6 protein-coding genes are annotated in these 6,616 nt (G+C 46.3%); 5 read left to right on the top strand and 1 reads right to left on the bottom strand.

Going from position 1 to position 6,616, the window contains the following annotated elements; translation table 11 throughout:
* The first annotated feature begins 223 nt into the window (after positions 1–223).
* From ACTIE6_RS14735 to ACTIE6_RS14715, 5 genes are all read left to right on the top strand, one after another.
* The gene (locus tag ACTIE6_RS14735) at positions 224–481 is read left to right on the top strand and encodes a hypothetical protein (protein ID WP_439557365.1); all 258 of its coding nucleotides are present in this window, start codon (positions 224–226) and stop codon (positions 479–481) included.
* A gap of 2 nt (positions 482–483) precedes the next feature.
* The gene (locus ACTIE6_RS14730; RefSeq protein ID WP_439557364.1) at positions 484–675 is read left to right on the top strand and encodes a hypothetical protein; all 192 of its coding nucleotides are present in this window, start codon (positions 484–486) and stop codon (positions 673–675) included.
* 27 nt (positions 676–702) lie between these two features.
* Positions 703–1,104, top strand: coding sequence for an Hsp20/alpha crystallin family protein (locus ACTIE6_RS14725; RefSeq protein ID WP_439557363.1), 402 nt, complete (start codon positions 703–705; stop codon positions 1,102–1,104).
* A 361-nt stretch (positions 1,105–1,465) separates the two neighbouring features.
* Positions 1,466–2,443: a T9SS type A sorting domain-containing protein gene (locus ACTIE6_RS14720; RefSeq protein ID WP_439557362.1), complete on the top strand. Its 978-nt coding sequence runs from the start codon at positions 1,466–1,468 to the stop codon at positions 2,441–2,443.
* Positions 2,440–3,270: an exosporium glycoprotein BclB-related protein gene (locus ACTIE6_RS14715; protein WP_439557361.1), complete on the top strand. Its 831-nt coding sequence runs from the start codon at positions 2,440–2,442 to the stop codon at positions 3,268–3,270. The genes ACTIE6_RS14720 and ACTIE6_RS14715 overlap by 4 nt, the downstream gene beginning before the upstream one ends.
* 131 nt (positions 3,271–3,401) lie before the next feature.
* Here the strand turns inward: ACTIE6_RS14715 and ACTIE6_RS14710 are convergent.
* Positions 3,402–6,616 (bottom strand): VCBS repeat-containing protein (locus tag ACTIE6_RS14710; RefSeq protein WP_439557360.1); only part of this gene is annotated, 3,215 nt, incomplete at its 5' end.

Raw genomic sequence — 6,616 nt, 5'->3', positions numbered from 1 at the left:
GTGGCGCAGCAAATGGAAGGAGATGACGCCGGAAGAAAGGATCAGGTTCAAGCAGGAGATGCGGAACCGATGCAGGAAGCCGCCAGAAAATATGTAGCAAATCCCGGTCAGCCGACCGGGATTTTTTTTGCCAAAACTTAAAGTAAAATCCTGTCTGGCCCGTCTGCCTGATAAATGCAACGAACTGCATTGTTTTTAAACATTTATTCAAACTGGTTCAGCCATGATCACATCCGTTTTAAGAGTAATACTTGCAGGCATCCTGGGCGGCTTTCTGCTGTTCCTGATTCCATTTCTCATTTTCAAGGCACTTCTGTTCTTCCTGGTTTTCGGTTTGATTTTCCGGCTGGCTGCGGGCAGGAGAAACTTCGGAAGGTGGCGGGGACGCAGGTCCAGCGCGCAATTCTATGATCATTATGAGATTTATGAAGACAAAGAGAGCCTGCGTGATTTGTCTAACAACTATCCAAAACAAATTTAACCATGAGAAGAAGCACCAAAATGTTGCTGGGGATCAGCGTAGCACTGATTACCGCCGCAAGCTTACACCTGACTGCCGGGACTCGATTTCACCCCAGACACTTTCGCGGACTCGGATTCCGGCACTGCGACAGGCACTGGGAGAAGTTAGAAAAACCAGCCGACCTGAACCCGGGATTTGAGCGCAGGTATTGATCTTTATTTACCAAAAACAAAAAAACTATGTGTAACAGATATGGAAACCGTGGCTTCGGAGTACGCCACGATCATTACGGCCGCTTTGCCGGCAACTCCCGTGAATACCGCGTGCCGGTGAATATCCTGAAAAATGACGGCGAATACCAACTCTTCGTTTTTGCACCCGACCGCTTAAAAGAGGATTTCAGGATTAACTTAAAAGGACACGAACTGAGCATTTCTTATCAGCTGAAAGAACAGGCGCGTGAAAACCAGAATTGGATAAGGCACGAATTCAGCAAAACTTCATTTGAGCGCACATTCATGATCGACGAAACCGTAGATCCGGAAAATATTCGCGCTGAATATGAAAACGGCATCCTGCTCCTCACACTTCCCATTATCCCAGGCTCTGAAAAGCCAGCGCAGGAAATTAAAGTAAGTTAATAAGACCATTTGAATGCCAAAAAGGGTGTCTCATTCCGAAGATGGGACACCCTTTTCTTTTTGGCTGCCGGTAACTGTGAACTTGCATTCCAATCCTGAATCAACAGCTAATCGGCTTTACGCACCAATTAACGAAAAAAAGAGGCTTGCCGGCCGGCCTTAACCATGACACATGGCGCCAACGCTATTTATGCTATCTAATTCAAATTGGAACGGCATCAAGCAACAGAAACGAATTGTATAAAGATGTATTGTAGCGAAACTCAGTTGAGTAGAAATAATTTTACATGAAAAGATATGTAGTTTGAATAATTATATAAATTGAACAAATTTTTATATCAACTATCATAAACAACTCCACATGATGAGAAAGCGCTATTTGCTATTTTGCCAGCTCGCATTACTTTCCACAACTGCCGCAAAGGCTCAATTCGCAGCAGGCACCGATGGTTTTTCTATTATGCAAGACACGCAGGTGGCCATCGATAGCCTGACCTTAAAACCTTCAACGGATCTGTCCATAGACTCCCGGACTCTAACCATCTCGTACACTGCCATTCCCGGAAATCCGCCAAGCGTTACGAAGGTTTACAATTTCAGCACGCCGATTGACATCAGTGGCGTAGTAGGCTTTTTCTACCAGGCTTCACAGTTGAACGGGAATACCGAAGCCAATCTGCAAATTGCCTATGGCAATTCCACATTTGTAACCACTTCCGGAAGCTCTGTTAACACTACTGACCACTATATCGCCAACACGCTGAACACCCCTGCCAACTTTGCCTCGGTCACAGCGGCGGAATCGGGGTCACTGCCCGTAACCCTGATCGATTTTATTGCGAGAAGAGTGGAGAACCTGACAACGCTTCGCTGGCAGACATCCGAGGAGAAGAACAGCGATTTTTTTGAGGTTCAGCACAGTATGGACACCAAAAAGTGGAATGCACTTGGAAAGGTTACCGCGGCGCGTGAAAGTAACGGACAACGTTTCTACTCGTTCCAGGATCCCGCTGCGCGCAGAGGAACGCAATACTACCGTCTGAAAATGGTGGATGTTGACGGCAGCTTCGCGTATAGCGCTATTCGTTATTTGGATGTAAATGCAGGGGAACTGGTGAGCGCTTATCCGAATCCGGCTGTCGATAAACTAAAAATTGATGCTTCGGTGGAGCTCGCAAGCTTGAAACTGACCGACTTGTCTGGCCGATCCTTATTGGAGTTATCCAGACCTGAGCGCGGCTCGGAATTGAGCTTGAAAAACTATCCTGCCGGTACTTATCTCGTGCAATTCAAAACCGCCGACGGTCAAAGCCAAACAATCAAAATTGTCAAACTATGAATGAAATTTCTATGAAAACATATATCAACTCCGTTCTTTTATTTCAGATCAAAAGCATCGCACTGACGCTAGCATTTACCCTTTTCGTTTTTGCCGCTAATGCCCAGGTAAGTATCGGAAGCCTCACACCGGATGCCAGTTCACAACTGGATGTAGTTTCTACCAATAAAGGGCTCCTCATTCCCAGAATGTCAAAAACAAACCGGGACGGAATCGCGAGTCCGGCGACCGGTCTGTTGATCTATCAGACTGACCAGACGCCGGGATTTTATTACTACACTGGTTCTGAATGGGTACCTCTGAAAGAAACAGGCGGTGGAGGGGGCGGCAATGCCATTATCCCTTTTGCCTCAGGAGATCCTGCATTCCTGACCACTACGGGAGGGATTGCCGGCACTGTTTCGGCAATAGGATTCGGAGACTATATTGATGTATCCTTAACAGGAGGTATTATCGATGCGACCGCAATCAGAAATATGGCCTTTTCTGTACCAAGAAATGGTACGATCACTTCGCTTTCAGGCTTTTTTAGCAATACATCTGCGTTGATTTTGATTGGATCACTAGTTTCGGTGCAGGCTCAGCTGTATTCTGCCCCGGAGGGAAGCAACACATTTACACCTATTCCTGGCGCAGTTGTCGAGATGTCACCTATGCTAACCGGCATTATAGCGGTGGGTACTACTTCCACCGGAAGGGCAAGCGGACTCTCTATACCTGTAACAGCCGGCACCCGTCTCATGCTTGTTTTCTCAGCTACTGCAAATGGATTAAACCTGAACAATACTGTCGTGGGATATGCCAGCGGTGGCGTAGCGATTGATTAAGACAATGCCCTTCTCCCAAGAATGCGTGATGCTTCCTGGGAGAAGGGCATGATTTGAGGCGATATTCTTTTATAACTCATATACAGAGTCAATCCGAAACGCTCAGGATTGACCTAGTACTGACCCGCTGCTTACCTTACGGTTCTTTTTGCACCTTTAGAATCCATAATCACAGCCTCTGCAACATACGGTGGCAATGCCAGCACGTGGCTTGACTGAGATAGGAACGAAGATCCATAACTTAACTCCTCTTTCCTGCTTTTTCCATTTTTGAGTTTCAGCAAAGCAGTCGTTTCAGAACCGGATATGGGTACGAGCCGCGCCTGATGCGAGGATTTGTGAAAACGAATTGAATCCCTGTTTTGCGAAGTAGCAGTTAACCAGTTGCCTTCTTGTGTTGGTACTCTGACCGTTGCTTTTGCATTGCCTTTGGTGAAATAGCCGCTTGCGGTGTGACTGAGTGGCTGGAATGTACCATTTCCATTGCCTTTTAAAACCAATCCATAAAAAGCATCGTACCTGCCGACCGAAACTTCCGATCCATAATCATTTCCCGAAACCAGCAAATCCAGGTTCCCGTCCTGATCAAAATCATCGGCTATCATTCCGAATAGCGGCGCGAACTGTGCTTGCAGCGGCAGCTCCCGTATCGAGAACCTACCGTTGCCCAGGTTTTCAATGTAGCTACTCTTCATCCAGTTTGCAGTCAGGTGCAGTGCATCCTTCATTTCTTCGGGCTTTAAAATATCCTTAAGTGAAGCCTGCGCAAACTTGCTGTATTCCTGAAATCGTTGCCTTACCTGAATAATCTGCTTACCCAAATCGTCCCTGGTGTTATATGGAAATTCTTTATAGGATTGATCCTCAGCTTTATAGAAAATAGTAGGAATGGCGTCGAAATAACCATCGTTGTTAAAATCTTTGGCATAAACATGAACAGGCCGCTCGTCGGAAGCGCGGCTCAGGGTATTCGCACCCAAGTTCCCGCCTATGTAATCTATATCTCCGTCGTTATCAAAATCTCCTGCAACCAAACTTCCCCACCAGCCTTTCTTGTTTTCAATGCCGGACTCAATCTTGCTCAACTTTCCTTTGGCGTTTTTCAAAAACGTAATTGGCATCCATTCCCCTGCGACGATCAGGTCCATCCAGCCATCGTTGTCGAAATCGGTCCATAAGGCATCACAAACAAGACCCATATTCACCAGCTCCGGCGCAACCGCCTTTGTCACATCCGAGAACCTTACATTCCCTTTTTGCGAATCGTTTCTTAATATGTAGCTGGATACCGGTTTAGGATACATCCCCGACTCCACGCGACCACCTACAAACAGGTCCAGATCACCGTCTTTGTCAAAATCAACTGCTTTGACGCAAGAACCATTGACTAACAAATTTGGTAATGCCGCAGTGTCAATGCTGAATTTGCCTTTGCCGTCGTTGAGGTAAAGTATACTCCTCAATCCCGGCGAATCCCGGTTAATTTCATAGCTTCCGCTTACAACGAAAAGGTCGAGGTCACGGTCTCCATCTGCATCAAAAAGCAGCACGCCCATATCCTCGGTATCTTTCTCCAAACCGTCTGCGCCAGGCAGCAGGTCCGAGACTTTGAAACGTCCGCCTGCTTGCTGAATTAAAAAACGCCCTTTATGCTGCATGGCACCTCCTACAAAAATATCATCAAGCCCATCGCCATTTACATCTCCCGCAGCCATCGAAGGCCCGAATTGCGACATTTTATGCGGCAACAGCTTCTGCACATTGAAATCGATGATATCTGTTTCCTCGTGTATATAAGGAACATTCAGCACGCTGGTTATATCTGTAAAAAGTGGCTTAACAGCTTCTTTTTTGGCATCAGGATTATTTCCTTCAATTGCGTTCTTCTCGCTTAAAACGAGAACCTGATTTGCCTTTACGTTTTCAAAAACCTGTGATTTACCTCCCGGCCACGTTACTCTAAGGCGATCTACCTTCTGTATTTTTCCTAAACCAAAATGCACAACCGGCTCGACAGTGGACAGGTAGCCGCGGTAAGGTGAGTTCTCAGCAATCTGTTTTTGCCCGTTTGCATAGGTAATCTCCACAACTGCTCCTATCCCTTTCTGGTTATACCGCTCTCCTTTGAAACCAATCCGCAAAAAGTTACTTTCTGCCGGTTTGATCTGGATACTGTTATTCCTGAAAACAGAAGCCGAATCGTTGATGTTGTTGACTACATAATCCAGATCACCGTCATTGTCCAGATCTGCATAGGCCGCTCCGTTCGAAAAACCCGAATTTTCTATTCCCCAGTCCCCGGTCACATCTTTGAACGCGAGGTTACCCGTGTTTTTAAATGCAAAGTTTTTGAGCTTGACAGCCGGCACATAGTCCAGCATCATTTTCGGCTCCATAATGCTCGACACCTCATTCCGGTAGGCAATGAAATCCAGATCAGTAATATCGCGCGGAAATCCATTTGTAATGATCATGTCGCGCAATCCGTCATTATCAAAATCGGTAACCATCGGTGCCCAGCTCCAATCCGTTTCCGCAATTCCGCTCAGCAAACCAATTTCACTAAAAACCGGATCCTTACTGTTGGCCGGCGCGCCCAGGTTCAGCTGCAATGTGTTCCGCGCTACCTGGTACTGATACCCGAAAAGCTCATTGTTCTGGTAAGTGACGTAGCTGTTGGCCGGCGTCATCATCTTTTTCCGCTTGTTAGTAGCGGGCATCATGTCCACGGCAATCACATCTACCAGTCCGTCATTATTGATATCCGCCACATCATTTCCCATCGCTGAATGCGAGGTATGCTTGAAATAGGAAGCCGCCTTGTCCGTGAAAGTCCCGTTACCATTATTGATATACAGCAAATCATTTGTCAGGTAATCGTTGGTCACATATATATCTTTCCAGCCATCCTGATTAACATCAGTCACATTCACTCCCAAACCATAACCTTCAATCAGAATACCAGCTTCTTTTGAAACATTTGTAAAAACCGGATGCTTCAACTCTGCATTCCAATCATTCCTGTAAAGCCTGTCCGTTCTCCGGGAGGACCCATCGACAATTTTCTTGTGATACCTGTTTGGAAAATTGTTGTCGTCCATTTCGTTTACGACAAGGAAAAGGTCGAGATCGCCGTCGTTATCATAATCGAAAAAAGCTGCATTGGTGGTGTGCGTAGTGTCTGCAATGCCGTACTCTTTGCCCATTTCTTTAAAAACCGGCACCTTATTCGCGTCCAATCCCTGATTGACGTAAAGCATATTCTCGCGCTCACTTGGAACGTCGCGAACCGATGCACAAACGTAAATATCCAGGAGATTATCATTGTTGATATCGATCAGTGCCA

This window comes from Dyadobacter sp., assembly GCF_051859145.1.
Lineage (GTDB): Bacteria > Bacteroidota > Bacteroidia > Cytophagales > Spirosomataceae > Dyadobacter.
Note: the sequence above shows the minus strand (reverse complement) of the source record. Positions and strands in the feature narration are given on the sequence as shown.